Genomic DNA, 21,898 nt, shown 5'->3' on the forward strand with positions numbered 1-21,898 from the left:
TGGCTTAACAACCACACAACAATAAAATAGAGCCTGGTCGAAAAATTCACATATATTGCAGGAATTATATTGAAACCCTCGCCAGGACGATAATGAGAAGCTACCGATACTGCTGCAAGGTTGCAAGTGTTGAATCTGCCAGTTTACCCGCGCACAGACGTAACCAAGTATGACATTCTTTTGGTATTTCAAACGCCTGGAAGAAGCTTTGCTAAAACAGTTCTATTTATTTTTTTCCACGAACGCGGTCAGGCTTCGTAAGGTTGCAAACGCTTCGCGAGTTCCTTCATCTTCCGCTTTGATTTGTACGCCGTATTCTTTCGATATCGCAAGAGATATCTCCAGTGCATCAATTGAATCAAGGCCAAGACCATCACCAAACAGTTGCTCTTCCGGATTAATATCTTCAGCTTCCATGTCTTCAAGATTTAACGCATCAACCAATAGCTGAGCCATTTTATTTTCAGATTCGGTTTGTCTAGACATAGTTAATGTAATCCTTGCAATATGACTGCTTCTATAAAGCTCGTCAGTTTAAACTAATAGAACGCTAAAAACTATTTATGCGTTTAAACCTATCCTCATCGATTTATGAGCGCATAGCATCGCGGGGTGGTATAAATGTCGTTTACATTTTATTAAGCTGTTTTAGCAGCATCTATAATGCTAAAGGTCACTGTGATTTCCCCTTCACCCTCGACACCTATCGCCATTCCTCGTGACGAAATACATGTCTGGCTCGTAGATATTTTGAAGATGCAGCGAGCCGATATTTTGGGCGAGTGCTCGGCTATGCTGAGCAAAGACGAGAATGACAGACTGAAATCTTTTCGCTCGCAAAGCAGAAAGCAGCAGTTTCTCGTTTCGCGAGCAGCATTGCGTTCTGTTGTTAGCTGCTATTCACCTGAAGAATCCGCGAAGTCGCTTCGCTTTACAACCAATGCGCATGGAAAGCCTGAACTTGTAGTCAATCCGCTAGCTCTGCAGTTTAACCTGTCGCACTCCCGTGACAAGGTAGTAATAGGGGTAGCAAAGCGGCGCGCTATCGGTGTTGATGTAGAATTCGTTGACCGTAACCGCAATACAAAAAGAATTGCTGATCACTATTTCCACCCCAACGAATGGAGCAGCGAACTTTTGCAAAAAGACGTGGAAGCAGGCAATGATAGCGCATTGCGTTTTTTTACATTATGGACGCTGAAAGAAGCCTTAATTAAAGCTGAAGGGAAAGGGCTGGCCATTGCGTTGAATACGTTTTGGTTTTCTCTGGATAACACTCTGCAGCCGACACTGGTAAGGGCTAAACATACGCTTGCCGAAAGAGCGTGGTCCTTCTCACGCCGGGTTGTCGATGAAGATTACTGTGTGGCAATTGCATATGAGAACAATCAAGAGCATGTGCCCACCACCCTTATCATGAAACGCTTTGTTCACGAATTCTGTTTAACCGGTGGCGTTAGGTTTAAAAAGGGGCGTTGATGAGGCTGGTAAAATTACTGTTCCGTTCTACGTGTATATCACCTCATCTGCAGCGAATTTTGAAAGACAAGAATTCTCACCTAGAAGGTTATTACAGCGCCTCAATCTACAAACTATGCCTCAAGAAATCCTGGGAGCGATGTTTTTTAGTTCACACAGCCAGTTTTGAGCTTGTTTAAGAGGTGCCTGGTAAATCGCCAGTTATTTTTCTTTTTTCGTTATCTGTGTTGCCAACACAGGCTGATGAAAATATCAAGGTTGAGGCAATATTCAACCCGCTACATCAAGCTGTGAGGCTCGATGGAATCATTATGCCGATGCATGCTAGCCGGATGCGACTTTCTTTGGCTCAGAGGTAGCGAAAGCTAGACCAAAAAGTTTATACACTACGCCAAGCTTGCTTTTGATATCAGAGTTAGACATACCTAAGCCATAGTCGTCATGGATGTTTTTTTCTCCCAAATGAGGATGTAGTCTGGTTTGATGAATTTTTTGGGGAACGCGTGCTGGGGCAAACCCGCGGCACAGGTGTACGGACTAAAAGTAATGATAAATGGAAGGTGTCGCAGTATCATCTTGCCATTCCAATTCCCAATGATATTGTTGGAGATGTTGTTGATCAGGTTAAGCAATATCAGCTACATTAACAGGAGCTACAATGCCTTGTAATCAGCGTTGGGTAATTTTACTTGTACTCATGTCTTTCGCCGCGTCAAGCGCGCAGCCTGCTCCCCCGGCAGTAGCCGATGATCTTCCTGAACATCAGCTATTAGTTATAGGAGATGTTCATGGTTCCGCTATGCCGATGGAATTACTCCTACGGCTGATAGAAGACGAAGCGAATGCTCGTAAATATGATGACATTGTGGTGGAATTTGGTAATCAGAAATATCAGTCATTGGCAGATGATTACCTTCTACATGGCAAAAGTATAGACCTTGCGACACTGCGTCCAATTTGGCGGGACACGCTTTATTTTATGGCTTGGCAGTATGCACAGTACGAAAACCTCTTTTTAAGACTGCGTGAGTTAAATCAGCAACGGCAACACAAAATACGCATGGTGCTAGCGGAACCGGAGTTTGAGTGGAAAGGGTTAACGAAAGCGCAGTGGGAAGATCTCACCGAAACCCGCGAAAAAGGTTATGCTGAGATAATTGAGCAGGAAGTGCTGGCACAGGAACATACCGCCATTTTAATGTTTGGTGCGTTTCATACTGTAAAGCAAGATATTACTATTGCTGGCTATGACAAACCTTTTACCTCTCTCGTCGCCAACCTTATTCATCGGTCAGAAGTGGATGCTGTAGTCCTTTGGCCTCATCTTGCTCCCACTGCCTTGCCGGAAGATGTCATCGGCAATGGCTTTATCAACCTAAAAAATTCATTGCTTGGCGAGGTTCCCTTGCGGCAATTAACCTCGCGCCTTGTCTCCGCTGAAACTCTCGAACAGCTTGCCGACTATTATGTATATAGCGGCCCCGAAGATAATGCTGCGAAAATTGCTCCAGCAGCCAATGCCGATAGCGCTTGGCATGATGAAGTGTGGCGTCGCAGTAAAATACTTGGTGGTCGGGTGGAACAACAGGCTAAAATCTGGCTAGACGGTTTAGGTTATCAAGGGCGCCGTTAATAGCGCCCTTAGCATTACTTAATTAGGTATTCTGGCCGGTCAAAGGCTGAATTTTTAACTCTACCCGGCGATTCGTCTGACGATTTTCCGCCGATGTATTTGCCACTTTAGGCTGATACTCACCCAGTCCAACAGTAGTAACCCGCTGAGGGTTAACATTTGAAGTCACAAGCAGGTTTTTTACTGCTTGGGCCCGGCGTTCTGAAAGCGCTTGATTATATTGCTCCGACCCAGTGTCATCGGTATGACCTTCAATTAACAGTACCGTTTTTTCGTAGTTATTCAGCACCTTGGCCACATCATTAAGAACAGGATTAAAATTGGGGCTAATTGAGGCGCTGTTAGTGGCAAAAGTAATATCTCCTGGCATGATTAATCGCAAACTATCACCTTCCCGAACTACCTGTACACCGGTATCCGCAAGCTCATCACGAAATTCTTTTTCTTGTCTATCCATATAATTACCGATGGCACCACCTGCTATTGCGCCCACTACAGCGCCCCAGGCGTATCGGCTTTTATCGTTGTCGCCAGTCGCTTTACCTAACAAGGCGCCAACTACTGCTCCAATGCCTGCACCTTTTTGCGTATTATTTGGGCTAGTGGCGCAGCCTCCTGCTACCAAAGCCACGGTAAGTAAACTAGCCGTAAGGGTTTTTCTCATAACATCCTCTTTAACAATTTTCTAAAAGACAATAAGGAACTCAGCAAGTCCCGTTCCATAATAATTTTAGTAATAGCATAGACTATTAAAACTGAATGCACGCTAAACAAGATACTCTGCAGGTTAAACAACTGCGGTGAAAAACCGATTTCATTGCGGCGAGTTATTTTTAGCTAAGGGAGAAAAGTCGCGTTCTTAATAGCAGACATAACGCAACAGGGCATTTATGTCGCTATTATTTTCTCGAAATAGGCGTTGAAGTTTATTTTATAATCCTTTGCCAAGACCGCTCTTTCGATTTTCAGCTCTGTACCGCTACTGAGATCGAAATCTTTCGGTTCAAGAAAATGGCCACCTCTTAATGAATAAAAAGCTTTAACCACAGGAGCAAGTGGACTTTGTGTTTGCTGAACTACCATAGCAATTCGGTCATTACTGAGCTTAACCAAACTTCCTACCGGATAAATTCCCATACACTTAATAAACAGTTGAACTAATTCTTTATCCAGCTTATCAGGCGTTTCTCCCAATAGAATCTGAAGCGCCTTTTGGCTCGACATTCCGGCTTTGTAACAGCGATCAGCTGTTAGTGCATCATAAACATCGGCTATTGCCAGCATACGTCCTGCACGACTTATCTGTTCTCCTCTGGATCCATTGGGATACCCGTAGCCATCAAGACGTTCATGGTGCTCACTTACGGTGCGGATTAAATGAGGAGCAATATTCATCTCTTCGAGCACAGTGACGCCAAAATACACGTGATCTTTCATGACGTTCATTTCCATATTGGTCAGACGTCCGGGCTTATGCAGAATTTCATCTGGAATACGGATTTTTCCCATATCATGTAGAAAACCTGCGTAAGCCAAATCTTCCACCTCTTTTGCGCTCATGCCGATAAATTTACCAAAATTTGCCAACAGTATCGCTACGTTAAGAGAATGCTCCAGCAGATAATCATCCTTTTCCCGTATCTTTGTCAGACAAAGTAAGGCATCGGGATTGCGGTGGATAGAAGAAACAAGGCTCTGGGAAAATTCTCGGGGAATTTTGTCATCGAAGGGCAAGCCATTCTGTACCGCCTCAAGCAGACGCTTCTGAATTCTCTTGCCTTTTTTGTGGATATTTTCTGCACGCACTAATTCTTTAGAAAACGATACGGTCTCTTCTTGTTCTAAAATAGCGACATCCACAGGAGCCGTTTCAGCAACTATTTCGGCGGGCTGTTCAGGCGTGAATTGTTTATCTAAATCAATTGTAAGGCGTTTCACGCCTCGTTTTCTTAATGTATCGACAACTTCAAGACGCGTAACCCGGCCCTGACTTTTTATTTTTATTGCTCCAGACTGTTCGATTATTTCGTTTACATACATGCCTGGAACAAGTTCATCTATTTTTATCGTTTTTAATGAGCTCATATACGGATAAAGAACAAGCCATATCAAGATGTTAGTTATCTTAACAGCAAAAATTGCACAAGTAATTAAAAACGCAGATCGTGCAAAAGTGCATGAAGCTCCGGCGTCCAACCAAACTGTTTAAGCGAAACGCGGTTATTTCTTACGTCAACACCTTCTTCCAGTAGCCTGCTGCGCTGCTCCTTGGCAAATTCAGAACCCGGTGGAAACGCGATTTTACCGTCTGAACGCAAAACTCGATACCAAGGCAAAGGTTGGGTGCCTTCTACTTGTAAGCATTTTCCGACCAATCTGGCTCTCCCAGGTAAGCCCGCCAGGTCGGCAATCTGACCATAGCTGGCGACGCAACCAGATGGAATTAACTGAACTGTAGCTCGAATCTGCTTTTTTGCCTTCTCGTTTACCATCTTCCAATCTCATGTGGGCTTGCGCAGGCGTATAGAGCTACTATTGCCGACATATTTGAGCATGCCATCCGTTGATCAGCCGATAAGATGTTCCAACAGGGAAAGCGTTACCCATGAACTGGGAACTAGTATTATTACCAACGCTACCCTAAAACACTGCTGAACGTTGAGCGGCCACTTTGACAGCGTTTCTACTTCTTCCTTTTTGTTCTGCAAGCGACGGAGGTTTTCAATATACAGATTCGCCTGTGTCTCTTCTTTTACTTCGGTTTTATAAATAGTTGCGACTTCCGAATCCAGGCTGTTGATAATGTGCGATTTATTGGTAGCAATTAGCTGATAGACTCTAAAGGCTGGAAAAAATAGATAAAGCACCAGCGAGAAAGTAAAAATTACGAGAATAATTACATCAATAGCGGGTACATCTTTGTTAAGCCAGAACACCGGAATAATAGCCAAAGCCACAGTAGCGTAAAATATATTTTCAACGCCAAGGTCCGATACCCGTTTCAACGCCTTCAGCGAGCTAACGCTGTCGGTTTCGATATGTATGCAATATTTAATGACGTATTGAGTTGAACTGGTAATTTGGAAAAGGAAAAGCCAGAAAAAAAACCAGAAAGGAACAGCAAGAATATTCAGCACCAATATTTCGGAGGAGAACGTTACCGCCAGCAAATCCTCTGTCAACAGATAGATAGCTGTTAAAAACACAGCAATAGTAAACGCGGCTATTTTTTGGTTTCTCCACCGCTTAGCCAGTTTGAGACGATGATAGGAAAAATGGCTGAGTGCATTTTGGTCGAGCAGGTAGCTCATCAATGTGCTCGCAACTTTTTGGTGCAAGAGACGAATGGCCCACCAGAAGTAGCCCGTTAGGAGAGGCATGCCTACGGCTGCATTAAAGTCTCGCTGTGCTCCTGGCTCATCGACTCCGGAGAGATTGAGCAGGCCGGTAAAATAGCTCAGACACAGACTCAATGCGATATAACCAGCCGGATACAGCCACAAAGGCGATGAGGGTGAAGAAGGATAATTAATGCTATTTTTCATTAGGCCTTTACTGCGTAAAAACGGTGAAAGTCCCCGACTGGCACTTTTTTCCTTTACTTCATTTTAATCTGCTTCAGAAGGAGGGTATGGGCTATGGCATCCCTTTATTACGGGTGTAGTGTACTGCCACTCAGCACGCAAGCCAACCAGTAGCGCCAATAAATTAGGTTAAGTGGCGATAAAATTTATTTCCCATTGTCGCCACATTCCTGGTTTTTCCTCTACAATGGTAGTTACTGATCAGACCAAACTGCGAACTCGCTGCCACCCGGCTCGGTAAAATGGAAACGTTTACCGCCAGGAAATTCAAAAATCGGCTTAATAATTTTGCCATCTGCCTGTTCTATCTGTTGTTTAACTTCTTCCAGATTCCGGCAGTAGAATATGACCAATGCCCCACCCGTCGCCGTTAAAGAAACTTTATCATTAAGGTAAAATCCGCCTTGCATAGCAGTAGAGTTAAAAGCCGTATATTCCTCTCCGTAATCGGTAAAATGCCAACCAAAAACCTTGCCAAAAAAGCGTCTTGTCGCAGCAAGATCTTTACTCGGAAGCTCCAGATAATCTATAAGTCTATCTTCATGCATACTGTTTATTCCTGGCCTTTATTAAAAAGAGCGACGAGTTGTTCACCAGTCAGCATTTTTGTTTCATTCGCAAAACGATAATAATTCGGCTTTTCGTCAATAAATATTTGGCTGGTCATGGTGGCTTGTAAATCAGGAAAAATGCCGGCGGGTATGTGATAGCTGTTGTCTTGAAGATAGCAGTAGAATAAATGAGTACCGCACTGTTTGCAAAATCCTCTTTCAGCCCATTCAGAGGAGCGATAGCGGCCTACCTTGCTTTCATCGGAAAACTTTACCGCTGTACCGCACTCAACCGCCAGAAACGGACCTCCGCCCCAGGTTCGGCACATTGTACAATGACAAACTCCTAAGCTTTCTTTAATGGCTTCCACTTCAACGCTGATGGCACCGCAAAGACATCTGCCGTGTTCTCGACTCATATTTTTCGCTCCAGAATAAAAAGTTTTTACAGTATAGACGGTGTCAGAATATGAGTGATTTTTAGGCATAAAAAAACCCGAACAACGTCGGGCTTTTAACAAATACTGTGAATAATTACTTGCGTCGTTTCTGAATAAGTCGTAACTGCGCGATTGCTTCTGCCAGCTCTTGAGCAGCTTCAGCGTAATTAAAGTCAGCGCCTGGATTGGCGATGTGCTGTTCTGCACGACGTTTAGCTTCTTGTGCTGCCTGCTCATCCAAGTCTTCAGCTCGAACCGCAGAATCAGCCAGTACAGTGACGTTGCCAGGTTGTACTTCAAGTACTCCACCGGCAACGTAAATCATTTCTTCTTCACCGTGCTGCTTAACCAAACGCACCATACCAGGTTTAATTGCAGTGATGAGTGGCGCGTGACCAGGATGAATACCCAGTTCACCTTCGCTGCCCGTCACCTGTATTGTTTCTACGCGACCAGAAAAGATTTGCTCTTCTGCGCTTACCACATCCAGATGAACTGTCATAGCTGCCATTTAACCCTCCAATAGGAAGCGAATTAAACATGGCTGGAGAAACATACCAGCCCGCTTGAGTTACGCTTTTTTGGCTTTTTCCTGAGCTTCCTCGATAGAGCCAACCATATAGAATGCTTGCTCTGGCATATCATCGTAATCACCGGCCAGGATACCTTTAAAGCCACTAATCGTGTCTTTAAGAGAGACATATTTACCTGGTGCGCCAGTGAAAACTTCTGCTACGAAGAAAGGCTGCGATAAGAAGCGCTGTATTTTACGCGCACGAGATACAACTTGCTTATCTTCTTCAGATAGCTCATCCATACCCAAAATCGCGATAATATCTTTCAGCTCTTTATAACGCTGCAACACAGTTTGTACGCCGCGCGCTACGTCATAATGCTCCTGACCAATTACTAATGGATCCAGCTGACGAGACGTGGAATCAAGAGGATCTACCGCAGGGTAAATACCTAAAGAAGCAATGTCACGAGACAATACTACCGTTGCATCCAAGTGAGCGAACGTGGTCGCCGGAGACGGATCCGTCAAGTCATCCGCAGGTACGTATACCGCTTGAATTGAGGTAATTGAACCCGTTTTCGTCGAGGTAATGCGTTCTTGCAATACACCCATTTCTTCAGCAAGCGTAGGCTGATAACCTACCGCAGAAGGCATACGGCCCAATAGTGCCGATACCTCAGTACCAGCCAATGTATAACGGTAGATGTTATCTACGAAGAACAGTACATCACGGCCTTCATCACGGAACTTTTCCGCCATTGTCAGTCCGGTCAAGGCCACCCGTAAACGGTTACCCGGCGGTTCATTCATCTGCCCGTATACCAGCGATACTTTATCCAGTACATTGGAGTCGTTCATTTCATGGTAGAAGTCGTTACCTTCCCGAGTCCGCTCGCCCACACCGGCGAATACAGAATATCCGCTGTGTTCGATAGCGATGTTGCGGATTAGCTCCATCATGTTCACGGTTTTACCTACACCCGCACCACCAAACAGCCCCACTTTACCGCCTTTAGCGAACGGACATACAAGGTCGATAACCTTTATGCCTGTCTCTAAAAGCTCTAAAGAGCTGGACTGCTCTTCATAGCTTGGTGCTTCACGGTGAATAGACATACGCTCTTCTTCACCAATAGGACCCGCTTCATCAATAGGATTACCCAGAACGTCCATAATACGGCCAAGGGTAGCTGTTCCTACCGGTACCATAATTGGAGCGCCCGTATTTTCCACCCCTAGTCCACGCTGTAGACCATCCGTCGTTCCCATCGCGATGGTACGAACTACACCACCACCTAACTGTTGCTGCACTTCCAGGGTTAATCCTGTCAAGTTACCTTCGGTAACTCGTAGTGCGTCATAAACTCTTGGAACCGCATCTTGTGGAAATTCGATGTCCACAACGGCGCCAATGATCTGGACGACCTTACCTTGACTCATAATTTGTCCTCGTTATCTCTTCTAAACCTTTGCCTACACCGCTGCGGCGCCGCTAACAATCTCACTGATTTCCTGTGTGATTGCTGCTTGACGGGCTTTGTTGTATATCAGTTGCAGTTCGTCTATTAAATCTCCGGCATTATCAGTTGCCGCTTTCATCGCGACCATACGTGCCGCCTGCTCTGACGCAGCATTCTCTACTACGCCCTGATACACTTGGGATTCAATATAACGAACCATTAGTGATTCCAAAATGGCTTTTGGATCGGGTTCGTAAATGTAATCCCAGCGATGCTTATATTCGTCATCTTCAGACTTTGGCAAAGGCAATAATTGATTTATCACAGGCACTTGCGACATGGTGTTGACGAAGTCATTGAAAACCAGATAAACCCGATCCAGCTTGCCTTCATCGTACGCTCTCAACATAACACGTACTACACCAACCACATCACTTACCTTAGGCGCGTCACCTAATCCTGATTCAGCCGCTAACAGCCTGCCACCGAACCGATTGAAGAACGCACATGCCTTTGATCCTAACGCTGCGAAATCCACCTCTACACCTTGTTCACGCCATTTTCTGGCGTGTTGAGTGACAAGTTTAAATTCGTTGGAATTTAATCCTCCGCATAAACCTCGGTCAGTGGAAATAACAATGAAGCCGACCCGCTTTACCTCACGCTCCTCTAGATAAGGATGGCGGTACTCCAGGTTGCCGTTAGCAATGTGACCAATCACTTTAAGCATATTTTGTGCATATGGACGACCAGAGGCCATACGTTCCTGCGCCTTCTTCATCTTAGACGCGGCAACCATTTCCATCGCACTGGTAATTTTTTGAGTATTTTTGATACTCCCAATCTTACCTTTTATCTCTTTTCCGCTGGCCATGACTATTTCTCCGATTACTCAACGTTTATGCTGGCTGAAAAACCCCAACCAGCACCATTGGTTACCAAGTTTGTGTCGCTTTGAAATTTGTTAAAGCGTCATTCAACTGAGACTCAATGTCGTCGTTGTAGTTACCTGTTGCATTAATAGTCTTGACCAGTTCAGCATGTTCACTGTGCATGTAAGAATGCAATGCTGCTTCAAAGTCCAGAATCTTGTTCAATTCTACGTCTTTCAAGAAACCTTTTTCTACCGCGAACAGGGACACGCCCATATCTGCAATGGACAATGGCGTATATTGCTTCTGCTTCATCAGCTCAGTTACACGCTGGCCGTGTTCTAGCTGTGCACGTGTAGCATCATCAAGGTCTGAGGCAAACTGCGAGAATGCCGCCAACTCACGATACTGTGCCAGAGCAAGACGAATACCACCACCGAGCTTTTTAACGATCTTAGTTTGTGCTGCACCACCTACACGGGATACAGACACACCAGCGTTAACAGCAGGACGGATGCCCGAGTTAAACAAGTCAGTTTCTAAGAAGATCTGACCATCAGTAATTGAGATTACGTTAGTAGGTACGAATGCAGAAACGTCACCAGCCTGCGTCTCAATGAGAGGCAAGGCGGTTAACGAACCGGTGCGGCCTTTCACTTCACCATTGGTGAAACGCTCTACATATTTTTCATTTACACGTGCGGCACGTTCAAGCAAACGTGAATGTAGATAAAACACGTCACCAGGATAGGCTTCACGGCCCGGCGGGCGTCGTAGCAGTAGCGAAATTTGACGATAAGCAACTGCTTGCTTAGACAAGTCATCGTATACAATAAGTGCGTCTTCACCGCGATCGCGGAAGAACTCACCCATAGTACAACCAGAATACGGTGCTAAATATTGCAACGCTGCAGATTCGGATGCAGAAGCAGCAACAACAATGGTATGAGCCATTGCGCCGTGCTCTTCCAACTTCCGTACTACGTTAGCAATGGTCGAAGCTTTCTGACCAACTGCAACATAAATACATTTAATGCCGGAATCTTTCTGGTTGATGATGGCATCAACTGCCATGGCTGTTTTACCAGTCTGACGGTCGCCGATAATCAACTCACGCTGACCACGACCTACTGGAATCATCGCATCGACAGACTTATAACCAGTCTGTACAGGTTGATCAACCGATTGACGATCGATAACGCCCGGCGCAATCTTTTCTACCGGTTCGAAACCTTCAGCATCAATGGCACCTTTACCGTCAATTGGCTCACCCAGCGTGTTAACTACACGGCCAAGGAGCGCACGACCTACTGGCACCTCTAAAATACGGCCAGTAGACTGTACTTTGGTACCTTCTTGAAGATCCGCGTAAGGACCCATGACTACTGCACCAACAGAGTCACGCTCGAGGTTCAATGCAATCGCATAGCGACCGCCAGGAAGCTCAATCATTTCACCTTGCATTACATCGGCTAAGCCGTGAATGCGGATAATACCATCGGTTACTGCGACGATGGTGCCTTCATTGCGTGCTTCACTGGTAACATTAAACTGTTCAATTCTTTTTTTGATCAGTTCTGCAATTTCAGTGGAATTAAGTTGCATGCTCATATCCCCGTTATGCTTGCAACGCGTCTGCGAGACGGTTCAATTTCGATTTCACGGAACCATCAATAACTGTATCACCGGCTTTCACTATAAATCCGGCAATCAGGGCAGGGTCCACGTTACAATTAAGCTTCACTTTACGTGCCAAACGTTTCTCTAACGTTGCGCTGAGTTCTGATTTCTGAGCATCAGTCAGAGCAATAGCGGAAGTCACGTCAACATCGACTTGCTTCTCGTACTCTGCTTTGAACGCATCAAACATTTCAGAAATATCTGGCAGCACCGCTAAACGTTTATTTTCAGCCAATACCTTAACCAGGTTTTGACCATGTTGGTCGAGTTGCTCACCACACACGTTGATAAAAATGTCCGCCAGCGTGTCTGGGGCAACAGCACCAGTAAGATACTGGTGCATTTCTTTGTTGCTCGACACTGCTCCGGCAAAATTCAACATATCTTGCCATTGGGCAATAGCGTTATGCTCGACTGCAAAATCGAAAGCAGCTTTAGCATAGGGACGAGCAACAGTTGTCAATTCAGACATGGCTCATCACCTCCGTTAAAGTTCTGCGACAAGTTTTTCAACAATGTCGTTTTGTGAATTTGCATCGATTTCGCGTTGTAGAATCTGCTGTGCGCCAGCTACTGCAAGAGCAGCAACCTGCTTGCGCAGTTCCTCTTTGGCACGATTGCGCTCAGCTTCTATTTCGGCGTAACCTTGAGCGATAATTTTTTCGCGTTCGGCCTGACCACGTTGCGTCTCTTCATCAACAAGTTGATTAGCACGCTTCTTGGCTTGCTCGATAATCTCAGTTGCTTTCGCCTTCGCTTCTTTTAACTGCTCAGTGGCTTTCTCCTGAGCAAGTTCCAGGTCTTTCTCTGCACGTACAGAAGCTTCAAGCCCATCGGCAATTTTCTTCTGACGATCTTCGATCGCATTCAGCAGCGGCGGCCATACATATTTCATGCAGAACCACACAAAGACCATAAACGCGATTAACTGACCTATTAGAGTGGCGTTAATATTCACAACCGCTCCTCCTCATAAATGTTCGCTAATAAGATGGATTTAATAAAATTAAGCACCAACAGCGAACAGAAGGTAAAGAGCAATACCTACGCCGATCATAGCGATAGCGTCGATAAGACCCGCAACGATAAACATTTTGACCTGCAGTTGAGGTGCCAGTTCAGGTTGACGAGCAGCAGATTCTAAGAATTTACCACCCAGCAGACCAAAACCAATTGCAGTACCCAGGGCACCCAAACCAATCAATAGTGCAACAGCGATGTATAACATGAACGTCTCCGATTTAAGTTAAATATTAAAAGTTAAAGCAAAATTAAAAACTGTTTCAATTGCAGCCCGAGCGCTTACAGGCACGCCAGGCTGCACCTGTCTTTCTTTGTTAATGGTCTTCGTGCGCCAAGCTCAGGTAGACGATGGTCAGCATCATGAAAATGAAAGCCTGCAGCACAATAACCAGAATATGGAATACCGCCCAGGGGAAGTAGAGTGGCAACTGCCATACACCTAGCGTAGCGATAAGAATAAAGATTAATTCACCCGCATATAAGTTACCGAATAACCGTAAAGCCAAAGAGAACGGACGAGCAATCAGCGTCACCGTTTCTAAAATAAAGTTAACAGGTATGAAAGCCCAGTGGTTGAAAGGCTGCATAGTCAGTTCTTTCGTAAAACCACCAATGCCTTTTACTTTAATTGAGTAAAAAAGAATAAGAATGAACACGCCGAGCGCTAATGCCAGCGTCATGTTCAGGTCGGTGGTGGGTACCACTTTCATATAAACATGATGAGGATCAACGCCAGTTGCCTGATTCGCTATCTGACCAGCGACCCAGGGTAGTACGTCTACTGGGACCAAATCCATCAGGTTCATCAAAAATACCCAAACGAAAATAGTCAAAGACAGTGGCGCTATCAGGTTATTCTTGCCATGGAAGGTATCGCGAACATTGTCGTTAACAAATTCAACAACAATTTCTACGAACGCCTGCCACTTGCCAGGAACGCCGGTTGTTGCTTTTTTCGATACTCGACGAAATAGCCATAAAAATAGGACGCCAAGCAAGATCGACCAAGCCATTGTATCAATGTTCCATACCCAGAAACCTGCTTCTGCACAGACTTCGGATACATTATTTAGCTCTTCACCGTGACTGAACTTCAGACCATCGTCTGTGCTACACATGGTGGCATTAGTCAAATGGTGGAGAATATAATCCTGTGTTGTTATCTCTGATGCCATGTTTCAACCCAAATTTTAAAGTGTAAAAACTTTTTCATGTTCCGCTGTGGTCTTGGTACTACTGCTAGCCCTGACCTGACTTACTTGTTTTATATTATTGTCGACGGAACAACGCCACCCAATAGGTGACGGTTGTAACGGCGTAAGCGAGAAAAACCGCTATAGGGTCTGCATGCATTCCCTTAAAGGCCACTACAAATAAGATGACTGTCATTGCCAGTTTAACTTTTGCTCCCTGGCTAAAGCTTCGCGCAACGAGCTCGTTTTTAGAGGCTCCAGCATAACGAAACGCGAACACTGCGAATAACGCGTTGGGCAAGATGCTTATTAGCGCACCGATGCCTGTAGAAACAGCAATACTAGATGAGATGAACCACGACGAGAAAAGTACCAGCAAGACCGCAATACCGAGCTGATAAATAGTGCCTTTTTTGGCTAACCGCTTGCCGTTGGCAGCCAGGTCTCTTTTCACAATCACTCTCAGGTTGTTCAAGCCCACTTAAAAAGCGTCAGAAGTATACTGTTTTACCGATAATTTTCAACAGTACATCGTATATTGGAAGCTATTTAAGCGCTTTTCTGCCGGAATATCAGGTTGCCTGAGCATTCTATACGAAATAACAATCTCAAACCTAACAATTAATTAACAAATCACGGGTTTTTTCTTGCCGCTTGCTACTTGATTCTGGACAAGATTCCGTCCAACTGGTCTAAATCATTAAAACTTATCACTAACTTACCTTTACCACGAAGATTGTGATCAATAGACACCTGCGCCCCTAAGTTTTCCGAAAGGCTTGTTACCAGATTCTGAACATCTGGATCAATTTTCTTTTCGGTTTTGGGCTTTTCCGGTTCAAGAAATTTTCGAATGAGCTTTTCCGTATCGCGAACAGTGAGCCCTTTGCCCGACACTACCTGAGCAGCCTCAGATTGCATGTCACCGTCCAGCGCCAATAGCGCCCGTGCATGACCCATTTCAATATCGCCATGTTCTAACAGCAGCTTTACGTCTTCATTTAGGTTATTCAGCCGTAAAAGATTTGTGACAGTAGTACGAGATTTTCCAACCGCAGCAGCGGTTTCCGCATGCGTGAGTTCAAACTCTTTCATCAAACGGTCGAGCGCCTGAGCTTCTTCCATGGCATTGAGATCTTCGCGCTGAATGTTTTCAATCAGTGCAATAGCTACCGCGGCTTCATCAGGGACATTTTTGATAAGACACGGCACCACATCAAGCTGTGCTAACTGTGCAGCGCGCCAGCGCCGTTCCCCGGCAATGATTTCGTACTCGTTTTCCCCCACTGTACGCACAACAATAGGTTGAATTATGCCTTGCGATCGTATCGAAGACGCTAATTCCTCCAGCGCTTCTGGAGACATATCTTTACGCGGCTGGTATTTGCCAGGCTTCAAATATTCGATAGGCAGTTTATTAAGTTCGCTTTGCTCAGCGGCACTGGCGTTTTGTTCTTGCTGACGGGATGAAGACTGACTAGTCGCTAACAGCGCATCTAAGCCACGTCCTAGTCCTCTTTTTTTCGCTGACATAGTTTCCTCAAAGACTTACACCGAATGTCTGGCGAAGATACCAGAATATTATTAACTTGCTTTCGCCGGAGTTTGCTGGGGCTTATCCCGCCTTCTTAAAATTTCACCAGCCAATGATAAATAAGCTTTTGCGCCGGTTGAAGACTTATCGTAATACATCGCAGGCGTACCAAAGCTAGGTGCCTCAGCAAGACGCACATTACGCGGAATAACCGTGCGATAGACCTGCTCGCCAAAGTGGCGTTTCAACTGTTCGGATACATCATTGGCAAGGCGATTGCGTGGATCATACATGGTTCGCAACACACCTTCTATCTTCAGTTGCGGATTGACCACCGAAGCCAGCTTTTGAATAGTGTCCATCAGGGCGGTCAAACCCTCCAGCGCATAGTATTCACATTGCATCGGCACCAAAACGGAATCTGCAGCCGCGAGAGCATTAACGGTGAGCTGATTAAGTGAAGGCGGACAATCAATGAAAATAAAGTCGTAATAGTCCATAACCGGCTTTAATGCGTTGCGCAGACGTACTTCCCGCGCAAACATTTCCATTAATTTAATTTCCGCAGCAGTCACATCACCATTGGCCGCTACCAAATCATACTTACCTGCAGTCTCACGAATAATCACATCTTCGGCAGGCTTCTCTTCAATCAATAACTCATAACATGTGGCTTCAGCGTCATATTTATCAACGCCACTGCCCATCGTTGCATTCCCCTGAGGATCCAGGTCAATCAACAATACCTTTCTTTTGGTTGCTGCCATTGACGCGGCCACATTGACTGCTGTTGTGGTCTTACCCACGCCACCTTTTTGATTCGCAATCGCGATAACCTTAGCCACAATGAATCCCGTTACACTTTTCGTATAGTCACTAAATGACGCTCTCCGATAAGATCCGGCACGCAAAGAGCGGTCACCGAATCGACTTGAAAGTGATAGCTAACTTGCGTAATCTCGTCCTGCGGATACTGTCCTTTCAGCGCCAGAAATTCCCCCGATGAATCTACCAGATGCGCGCACCAGTGCAACATATCTTTTAGGGAAGCAAAAGCACGGCTTATCACTACGTCGTACAGAGGATCAGGTTGATGGTCTTCAACCCGACTATGGATGGGGGTGACATTGTCGACACCGAGTTCATGGGCGCACTGCTTCATAAATCTTACCCGTTTGCCCAGACTGTCCAGTAAGGTGAATTCGGTATGGGGAAGTACAATGGCCAGAGGAAAGCCTGGCAGTCCCGGTCCAGTTCCTACATCGATTACACGGTTGGCGATGATGAACGGCTTTACCGTAAGAGAATCCAGGATATGCTTTACCATCATTTGCTCAGGATCTCTCACCGACGTCAAATTATAGGCTTTATTCCATTTGTGCAAACGTTCTACATAGCCAACTAATTTCAGTTGCTGTTCTTCACTGACAGCGAAACCTAATTTATCGAGACCAACGCTAAGAATATCAGCTAATTTTGCCGAGTTTATTGTCCTGCTCACGCGCTGATACGCTCCTGTTTTCGCAGCATGCCGTGCTTTTTCAAATACACCAGCAAAAGAGAAATTGCAGCTGGCGTGATACCGGAAATACGCGCAGCCTTACCCACAGTTTCTGGGCGCGCTTCGCTAAGCTTTGCTACAACTTCATTAGACAATCCGGAAATTTGACTGTAATTAAAATCCATGGGTAACAGTGTATTTTCGTGGCGCTGAGTTTTTGCGATTTCTTCCAATTGCCGCGTAATGTAACCCGCGTACTTAATTTGAATCTCAACCTGTTCTGCAGCAATAGGATCCGTTAAACCTGGGCCAAGGCTATCTATCGCCATTAAGGCGCTGTAGGTCATCTCAGGGCGCCGGATCAGTTCTTCCAAAGTATGCTCCCGGTTTACCGGATTTTTCAGCATAGGGTTCAGTTCAGGCACAGCGACATGATCAGGATGCACCCAGTGGCTGCGTAAACGTTGCTGTTCACGTTCCACTGCTTCCAACTTGGCATTGAAAGCGGCCCAGCGATCGTCATCTACCAATCCGATTTCCCTGCCCACGGCCGTCAAACGGATGTCAGCATTATCTTCACGCAGCAATAGCCGATACTCGGCACGGCTGGTAAACATGCGATAGGGCTCTTTGGTCCCCATCGTCGCCAGATCGTCAATCAATACTCCCATGTAAGCCTGATCCCGGCGCAGCAAGAAAGGATCTTTTTGTTGCACCCGTAAGGCTGCATTTGCGCCCGCAATCAAACCTTGCGCTCCGGCTTCTTCATAGCCGGTGGTGCCATTGATCTGACCAGCAAAATACAGACCTTCAATAAACTTGGTTTCCAGCGTTTGCTTCAGATCTCTCGGATCAAAGAAGTCATATTCGATCGCGTAACCTGGACGCACGATATGAGCATTTTCAAATCCGCGAATGGATCGAACAAGATCCACCTGCACATCAAAGGGCAAACTTGTAGAGATACCGTTTGGATAAACCTCGATACTGTTTAATCCTTCAGGTTCCACAAAGATCTGGTGAGAAGATTTATCAGCAAAACGATTAATTTTATCTTCAATACTGGGGCAATAGCGAGGCCCGATCCCTTCGATCACGCCGGTATACATGGGGGACCGATCTAAGCCTGAGCGAATGATGTCGTGCGTTCTCTCATTGGTATGAGTGATGTAACAAGAAATTTGCTGTGGATGCATCTCTCTGCTGCCCATAAAAGAGAATACCGGGGTCGGGGCGTCGCCCGGTTGCGGCTGCATCACACTATAGTCCAGCGTTCTGGCATCTAATCGGGCAGGAGTGCCGGTTTTCAGTCGATCAACTCGAAACGGTAAAGCGCGCAAACGTTCGGCTAAAGCAATGGAAGGCGGATCGCCAGCACGACCCCCGCGATAATTCTCCAGGCCAATATGGATCGTACCGCCAAGGAAGGTGCCTACTGTCAATACCACAGACTTTGCTTTAAATTTTAGTCCCATCTGTGTAACTACACCGGCAATGCGATTGTTTTCAATAATTACATCATCGCAGCTTTGCTGAAACAGCGTTAGGTTGGGCTGGTTTTCCACGATTTTGCGAATGGCTTGACGATACAAGGTGCGATCCGCTTGTGCTCTTGTAGCACGAACAGCCGGGCCTTTACTCGAATTTAATGTACGAAATTGGATCCCGCCCTGATCGATGGCCAGAGCCATTGCACCGCCTAATGCGTCAATTTCTTTTACCAGATGGCCTTTACCGATCCCACCAATAGCGGGATTACAGGACATCTGCCCGATGGTCTCAATATTGTGAGTTAGCAAAAGCGTATTGGCACCCATGCGTGCAGCTGCCAAAGCTGCTTCTGTGCCAGCATGACCACCACCTACAACGATGACATCAAACGGTTGCTGATAAAACATGTTTAACCTCACAAAAACCAAAGCGTTCAGCAATTTTGAAGTTGCTGAAAAAAGGGCGCGTATTTTAGCTGAGTTATTGCCTAAAGAAAATGGTTAAATTTTCTGCAAATTATTTGCAAATGGGCAAAAGGATCGTCGCTATTTATTATAGGATCTTATTAGATCTTCTTATTTTTATTACTATTAGGATCGCAGCGATCTGTTGATAAGCCATAAAAAATCTTCCAGATCATGCAATTGTAAGATCAATAACCCTTGTACAGATGGGATCATAACACTCTCCTGATCCTGTGTATAAGCGGGGTAGTTATCCACATATGGCAAAACCAAAAAAGTTGTGCTGATCATGATCAGAGGTTATGCACAGTGGATCTTAGGATCTTATTCACACCCCTGATTAAGGTGTGATCGCATTGGGGATAACCTGTCGATGAGATCGTGCTAAAGATCAAAGTATGCCCGCTTTTGGCGGGCTTGATCAGGATCTTGGTTGTGGATGAGATCTTTTCCACATTGATCATAACTTCACACATAAATATTTTCGATCCCACGCTATTATTGATGATCATTTGAGAAATTTTTTACCTTTTTTATTACTACCTATCAAAAATAGTACAGAATTTTACCACCTGTGTTGCTGGCGACTTGATCATTTTAAAAGTTAAATACTAATTTAGCGGTAATAGAAACGTCAGAACGAGGAATTGATCATCTTTTTAAAGGTCGTGTAACTGGATTCGCAAAGCGGTTGCCACTTTTTCCATGATCTATGGGCACTAATTCGTTTTACTGAACTGATCTTATAGAAGAAAGGAGGGAAATGTGGCTAATTTATACTGATCTGCCTGATGTTTAGGCTGCCGTTATCACTGCCAAAAGACTTGATAAAATCGCGCTGGAAGCGGTAAAGTTCGACATTAAGCTGATGGAATCAGGCCGTTACTGCTGTTGAGCATAAGCAGCAAATCAATGAAGGGATCGGTAGAAATTTTCTGGCAAGGTTAAAAAACGCACTTTTGTGATATGAAAATAGTGCGTTTAGCATTCTATCTTACTTGATTAGGCTGGTAACGTGGCGTGACATCTGACGCTTCCGCTTCATCTGCTGCCAATCCTGAGCGTCTGCTAGGCCCTGAGAAACGTACCTTGTACGTATCGTATTCTTTCAGCGATTCGAAGCAATATCTGCCCAGAGCATGTTCAAGCTCTGCTAAATTGTGATTAGTGATAAGGATGCAGTTTTTCTTGTTCACCAATCGTTGTCTGAGCAGGTTTCCTAACCAGCTTTGAGTGTTTTTCTTAAGCACCGATTCATTCACACAGACTTCATCGAGAATGAGCAAATCTACATCGAGAAGCTCCTGATGGGCGGCGCGAAATTTTTGGCCTATGTTATCCTGTGCACTAAAATCATAAGAAAAATAGCGTAGCTCCAACATGGTGGAGAGTTGCCGGTACAATACGGTAATTTCGTATTGATCAATCAACTGGTGGGCAATGGCACCTGCTATGTGCGATTTACCGCGGCCATAATCACCATAAAACAGCATCATGTGAGATCCTTCATCCCGCCAGGCTTTATCTTCGTGAGCGGCAATGAAAGATTGGGCGATACTTACAGCTTCAATGACATCATCGCTGTCTTCGACCAAATTTGCGAACGTCCACTTAGGGTTCAGATCTGACCGACCGTGAAGATCGTTAATTCGCTGTTTCTTACTATTTTGCTGAAGTTGCTGGATCTCAGCATTCGCCTGTTGCTCATACTGCTTACGCAGGGTTTGATAATCGACGTAAGCGTCATCTGCAGGAGCAGCTTTTCCCATAGCTTTGGCCAAATTGTTTATACGATCTTTAATAGAATCCATAGCTATGACTTTTTCGTTGAGGAATATTTTTCTACTAATCTGCGGGCATTATCATCCGCTTCAATACCTGGCGCAACCGAGACTTTCTGCGTTCCGACTTTTTTTACCGGTGTCATACCCATTGCTGTGCGTTTGTATTTAATGGCGTAAGCAAATTTCTGCGTCCACTGAAAGTGGCTGAAGACAGAAGACGGGCGACCTAGCCAGTAGGCGATGAATTCACCTATATCTTCTTCTTCGTACGTTTTATCGATAATACCCAGCAGGCTAGCCATTTCTTCAAATAACGCATTGTCGGGCCGCCAGCGCGTTGTCATTTCCTGATGCTGGCGATGCAGATGAGAAAAATTGTTCTGCTGATCAGTGCAGAGCGGCAACAGCAAGGTTTGCGCGTTTAAAGACTGGTCGAGTGTATGCGCGTCGGGTAGTGCAATGAGCCCCGCATGTTCTAGCTGGCGAAGCAGGCTGTTGATCTGGCGCCCGCGGGAATAGGGTTTAGCGTCTTGATCGGCATTCAACAGAGCGAGTAGGTGCTTATAATTTAACGGTTCTGTTGTCGCTGAGGTGGTGTTGGCGGTAGGGCGCAGACCAAGACAATAGAGTACCCGGGCATCGTTGGAAATCCCGCTGCAAAGCGCATGATATTCTGCCTGGGTAAACACGGT

24 protein-coding genes and 1 pseudogene are annotated in these 21,898 nt (G+C 45.4%); 3 read left to right on the forward strand and 22 right to left on the reverse strand.

What is annotated here, in order from left to right:
* Positions 1-222 precede the first annotated feature (222 nt).
* A complete protein-coding gene (locus tag CA267_RS09230; protein ID WP_075607753.1) occupies positions 223-486 on the reverse strand; it encodes a phosphopantetheine-binding protein in 264 nt (87 codons plus the stop codon).
* A 177-nt stretch (positions 487-663) separates the two neighbouring features.
* Here CA267_RS09230 and CA267_RS09235 point away from each other — a divergent pair, with 177 nt between their 5' ends.
* The 3 genes and pseudogenes from CA267_RS09235 (at position 664) to CA267_RS09245 (ending at position 3,112) form a co-directional block, all read left to right on the forward strand.
* Positions 664-1,479 (forward strand): 4'-phosphopantetheinyl transferase family protein, encoded by an 816-nt coding sequence (locus CA267_RS09235; protein WP_075607752.1) that lies wholly within the window; start codon positions 664-666, stop codon positions 1,477-1,479.
* A 473-nt stretch (positions 1,480-1,952) separates the two neighbouring features.
* Positions 1,953-2,126: pseudogene (locus CA267_RS09240) on the forward strand (nuclear transport factor 2 family protein); the annotation flags it as partial.
* Between the two features lie 11 nt (positions 2,127-2,137).
* A complete protein-coding gene (locus CA267_RS09245; RefSeq protein WP_075607751.1) occupies positions 2,138-3,112 on the forward strand; it encodes a hypothetical protein in 975 nt (324 codons plus the stop codon).
* 22 nt (positions 3,113-3,134) lie between these two features.
* Here the strand turns inward: CA267_RS09245 and CA267_RS09250 are convergent, their stop codons facing one another.
* The 21 genes from CA267_RS09250 to CA267_RS09350 all read right to left on the reverse strand — a co-directional run bounded on the left by CA267_RS09250 (position 3,135) and on the right by CA267_RS09350 (position 21,895).
* Positions 3,135-3,776, reverse strand: a complete 642-nt coding sequence (locus tag CA267_RS09250; protein WP_075607750.1) for an OmpA family protein — start codon at positions 3,774-3,776, stop codon at positions 3,135-3,137.
* Between the two features lie 224 nt (positions 3,777-4,000).
* Entirely contained in the window at positions 4,001-5,197 is a 1,197-nt protein-coding gene (locus CA267_RS09255; RefSeq protein WP_075607749.1) for an HD-GYP domain-containing protein, read from the reverse strand.
* A gap of 65 nt (positions 5,198-5,262) precedes the next feature.
* Entirely contained in the window at positions 5,263-5,604 is a 342-nt protein-coding gene (locus CA267_RS09260) for an MGMT family protein (RefSeq protein WP_075607748.1), read from the reverse strand.
* A gap of 75 nt (positions 5,605-5,679) precedes the next feature.
* Complete coding sequence (locus CA267_RS09265; RefSeq protein WP_075607747.1) at positions 5,680-6,657, reverse strand: hypothetical protein; 978 nt, start codon at positions 6,655-6,657, stop codon at positions 5,680-5,682.
* A 233-nt stretch (positions 6,658-6,890) separates the two neighbouring features.
* A complete protein-coding gene (locus CA267_RS09270; protein ID WP_075607746.1) occupies positions 6,891-7,244 on the reverse strand; it encodes a VOC family protein in 354 nt (117 codons plus the stop codon).
* Positions 7,245-7,249: 5 nt separating this feature from the next.
* Positions 7,250-7,666, reverse strand: coding sequence for a GFA family protein (locus CA267_RS09275; RefSeq protein ID WP_075609919.1), 417 nt, complete (start codon positions 7,664-7,666; stop codon positions 7,250-7,252).
* Between the two features lie 115 nt (positions 7,667-7,781).
* Positions 7,782-8,198: a F0F1 ATP synthase subunit epsilon gene (locus CA267_RS09280; protein WP_075607745.1), complete on the reverse strand. Its 417-nt coding sequence runs from the start codon at positions 8,196-8,198 to the stop codon at positions 7,782-7,784.
* A gap of 60 nt (positions 8,199-8,258) precedes the next feature.
* A complete protein-coding gene (gene atpD, locus CA267_RS09285) occupies positions 8,259-9,644 on the reverse strand; it encodes a F0F1 ATP synthase subunit beta (RefSeq protein WP_075607744.1) in 1,386 nt (461 codons plus the stop codon).
* Positions 9,645-9,677: 33 nt separating this feature from the next.
* Positions 9,678-10,538: a F0F1 ATP synthase subunit gamma gene (gene atpG / locus CA267_RS09290; protein ID WP_075607743.1), complete on the reverse strand. Its 861-nt coding sequence runs from the start codon at positions 10,536-10,538 to the stop codon at positions 9,678-9,680.
* A gap of 61 nt (positions 10,539-10,599) precedes the next feature.
* The gene (atpA, locus tag CA267_RS09295) at positions 10,600-12,141 is read right to left on the reverse strand and encodes a F0F1 ATP synthase subunit alpha (RefSeq protein ID WP_075609918.1); all 1,542 of its coding nucleotides are present in this window, start codon (positions 12,139-12,141) and stop codon (positions 10,600-10,602) included.
* A gap of 13 nt (positions 12,142-12,154) precedes the next feature.
* Positions 12,155-12,688, reverse strand: coding sequence for a F0F1 ATP synthase subunit delta (gene atpH, locus CA267_RS09300; protein WP_075607742.1), 534 nt, complete (start codon positions 12,686-12,688; stop codon positions 12,155-12,157).
* 15 nt (positions 12,689-12,703) lie between these two features.
* Positions 12,704-13,174, reverse strand: a complete 471-nt coding sequence (atpF, locus tag CA267_RS09305) for a F0F1 ATP synthase subunit B (RefSeq protein ID WP_075607741.1) — start codon at positions 13,172-13,174, stop codon at positions 12,704-12,706.
* A 48-nt stretch (positions 13,175-13,222) separates the two neighbouring features.
* Positions 13,223-13,444 carry a F0F1 ATP synthase subunit C gene (atpE, locus tag CA267_RS09310; protein ID WP_012520222.1) on the reverse strand — a complete coding sequence of 74 codons (222 nt, stop codon included), beginning with the start codon at positions 13,442-13,444 and terminating at the stop codon, positions 13,223-13,225.
* Between the two features lie 109 nt (positions 13,445-13,553).
* On the reverse strand, positions 13,554-14,414 hold the full coding sequence (gene atpB, locus CA267_RS09315; RefSeq protein ID WP_075607740.1) for a F0F1 ATP synthase subunit A: 861 nt from the start codon (positions 14,412-14,414) through the stop codon (positions 13,554-13,556).
* A 94-nt stretch (positions 14,415-14,508) separates the two neighbouring features.
* Positions 14,509-14,886 carry an ATP synthase subunit I gene (locus CA267_RS09320; RefSeq protein WP_075609917.1) on the reverse strand — a complete coding sequence of 126 codons (378 nt, stop codon included), beginning with the start codon at positions 14,884-14,886 and terminating at the stop codon, positions 14,509-14,511.
* Positions 14,887-15,089: 203 nt separating this feature from the next.
* Positions 15,090-15,965 (reverse strand): ParB/RepB/Spo0J family partition protein, encoded by an 876-nt coding sequence (locus CA267_RS09325; protein ID WP_075607739.1) that lies wholly within the window; start codon positions 15,963-15,965, stop codon positions 15,090-15,092.
* A gap of 51 nt (positions 15,966-16,016) precedes the next feature.
* Positions 16,017-16,811, reverse strand: a complete 795-nt coding sequence (locus CA267_RS09330) for a ParA family protein (protein ID WP_075607738.1) — start codon at positions 16,809-16,811, stop codon at positions 16,017-16,019.
* Between the two features lie 11 nt (positions 16,812-16,822).
* Positions 16,823-17,467 carry a 16S rRNA (guanine(527)-N(7))-methyltransferase RsmG gene (gene rsmG, locus CA267_RS09335; protein WP_075607737.1) on the reverse strand — a complete coding sequence of 215 codons (645 nt, stop codon included), beginning with the start codon at positions 17,465-17,467 and terminating at the stop codon, positions 16,823-16,825.
* A complete protein-coding gene (gene mnmG / locus CA267_RS09340) occupies positions 17,464-19,365 on the reverse strand; it encodes a tRNA uridine-5-carboxymethylaminomethyl(34) synthesis enzyme MnmG (RefSeq protein ID WP_075607736.1) in 1,902 nt (633 codons plus the stop codon). Before mnmG ends, rsmG begins: the two co-directional genes overlap by 4 nt.
* A gap of 1,046 nt (positions 19,366-20,411) precedes the next feature.
* A complete protein-coding gene (locus tag CA267_RS09345) occupies positions 20,412-21,233 on the reverse strand; it encodes an ATP-binding protein (RefSeq protein WP_075607735.1) in 822 nt (273 codons plus the stop codon).
* 2 nt (positions 21,234-21,235) lie between these two features.
* On the reverse strand, positions 21,236-21,895 hold the full coding sequence (locus CA267_RS09350) for a DnaT-like ssDNA-binding domain-containing protein (RefSeq protein WP_075607734.1): 660 nt from the start codon (positions 21,893-21,895) through the stop codon (positions 21,236-21,238).
* Between the last annotated feature and the right edge of the window lie 3 nt (positions 21,896-21,898).

It is taken from the genome of Alteromonas pelagimontana (assembly GCF_002499975.2).
GTDB classification, from domain to species: domain Bacteria; phylum Pseudomonadota; class Gammaproteobacteria; order Enterobacterales; family Alteromonadaceae; genus Alteromonas; species Alteromonas pelagimontana.